Annotated in this window: 2 protein-coding genes; both read right to left on the bottom strand. The window is 38.7% G+C overall.

Annotated features, from left to right (window positions below; genetic code table 11):
* Positions 1 to 310: 310 nt before the first annotated feature.
* Positions 311 to 724, bottom strand: a complete 414-nt coding sequence (locus tag CLV82_RS14645; protein WP_133645111.1) for a hypothetical protein — start codon at positions 722 to 724, stop codon at positions 311 to 313.
* Positions 725 to 882: 158 nt separating this feature from the next.
* Positions 883 to 1,731 (bottom strand): hypothetical protein, encoded by an 849-nt coding sequence (locus tag CLV82_RS14640; RefSeq protein WP_133645110.1) that lies wholly within the window; start codon positions 1,729 to 1,731, stop codon positions 883 to 885.
* Positions 1,732 to 1,999: the final 268 nt, after the last annotated feature.

Raw genomic sequence — 1,999 nt, 5'->3', positions numbered from 1 at the left:
TCCTTATTGAAACGAATCAATTCTTTCAGTTCAGATTGAGATCCATTGAATTTGATCGAATCTTTTAGCACTAGTTTGTCAAGCAAAATTTGTTCGATTTAAATGCATTACAACCGTCTGGGCTATGCGCCGTAGCGGATTTTGGCAGTTGTGTGGAACTAACCTTAGGCAAGCCCAGTTAATCTACAATGAGTTATTTTCCGAAGATTACCATTCCCTGGTCTTTCCAAACAACTGGCTATCGCAAAACGCTAACCTGGATATTTAATTATTAAATATAGAGTAAATATTCTTGAGTGCAGGAGGGAAGCTATGGCTCATAGCCGTTGTTGTGCTTCGTTTTTCTTTCTTTCATAATTTCAGTTTTCAATTCTTTGGGAATGTTTTTCCATTCAGTTCTGTCAGTCAGTTTGAGTTTGTAGTTTCCTTCATTTTGCACCACTTCAAGAATGTGATTATACCAATCGAAATACGTCCATTCACTTGGTCGTGGCGAGTAGAGACATTTACATTCCGGGTCCCAATGCACTTCGGTAGCCGTTCTATAGACCATCGGAAATTTCAAGGTCTCTGGAAAAATCAGTAGTTGACCTATTTCGTCAATCTCAACCCTCTTAATTTTATCGGTTTCCTTTTTCAAATGAAGCACAACGGTCAGGGCTATGCGCCGTATCGATTTCAGACAGTTGTTTGGAGCTGACCCCTGGTTAGCCCAGGCGATCATACAAGGAGTTATCTTCAGTAGATCTCCATTCCCTGGTCTTTCCAAACAACAGGCTATCGCAGAACGCTAACCTGGTTATTTATTTTTTTAAATATAGAGTAAATATTCTTGAGGACAGGGGGGAAGCTATGGCTCATAGCCGATGTTAGCAGCTGCCTCTATTCCATTGTCACTTTTAGAGTTGTTCTTGTTACAGATTTCATTTTCATGGTCAGATCTTCGCGAATTTGAACAGATATATTCATCGGCATCTCAGATTCATTCAATAAAAAATAATTCTCTTTATAATTGAATTTGGCCAACCCTGAGCCTGATCCGCTGGCCTCTATATTAAATTGTTCTTGGGATGAATCAAGACTGATTGCTAATTGCGTGTCGAATATTGCGATATCATCTCTAATCTCTAGTAAATGATATGTGGTATTAATTATGGCATGTATGGGTGCCATGCCTTCAAGTGGGATCGTAAGGGGAATATTATTTTGAAAATTATCCCCGATACTAATTGGAACCTCAGGAAACTTCACTTGTTGCTGTATATTTTTGAGCGTAGTCCGAAGTATATTTCTCATTTGAGAAGTAACTTGATTGCCAATAATTGTATCGATTTCAAAGCTACCCTGATCATTGAATGCACCCTTAATTTTCATCCCGGAATAAGGTTTCTTTTCTGAAGTAGTTACGCCATTTACCGTAGATTGGGTAATCATATCGCCATATTCAATAATAGCAGGGGTATCGCCATTTATCATAGAATTTTGGGTAGAGTTGGTCAAAGACATAATTGTATTCTGTTGCACTTTGAGTGGCAATTTCATTCCATTGCCTTTTAATAATGCAAGTGTCTCCTCACTAGCGATAAAATCAATCTCTGAGTCGGAATTAGTTTCCATTTCAGTACTGTAGATTTTATTTGGATGATAACCTATCTGGAATAAAATACTCTCCTGAGCATTAGTGAGTAATGTAAAGAGCAGAGCAGAGGATAATAAAAGAATTTTAATCATATTGGAGGTTGCTGCTAACGGTCAGGGCTATGCGCCGTAGCGGATTGTGGCAGTTGTTTGGAGCGGACCCCAGGCTAGCCAAAGCGAGCATTCAAGGAGTTATCTTACCAAGATCACCATTCCCTGGCCTTTCCAAACAACTGGCTTACGCAAAGCGATAACCTGTTATTTTGTTTTTTAAATATAGAGTAAATATTCTTGAGTGCAGAGTGGAAGCTATGGCTCATAGCCAATGTTGTAAAACGTTTATTTCTCAAACACTTTTCTG

Origin of the sequence: Zeaxanthinibacter enoshimensis, assembly GCF_004362865.1 — a bacterium.
Classification (GTDB): Bacteria; Bacteroidota; Bacteroidia; order Flavobacteriales; family Flavobacteriaceae; genus Zeaxanthinibacter; species Zeaxanthinibacter enoshimensis.
Note: the sequence above shows the minus strand (reverse complement) of the source record. Positions and strands in the feature narration are given on the sequence as shown.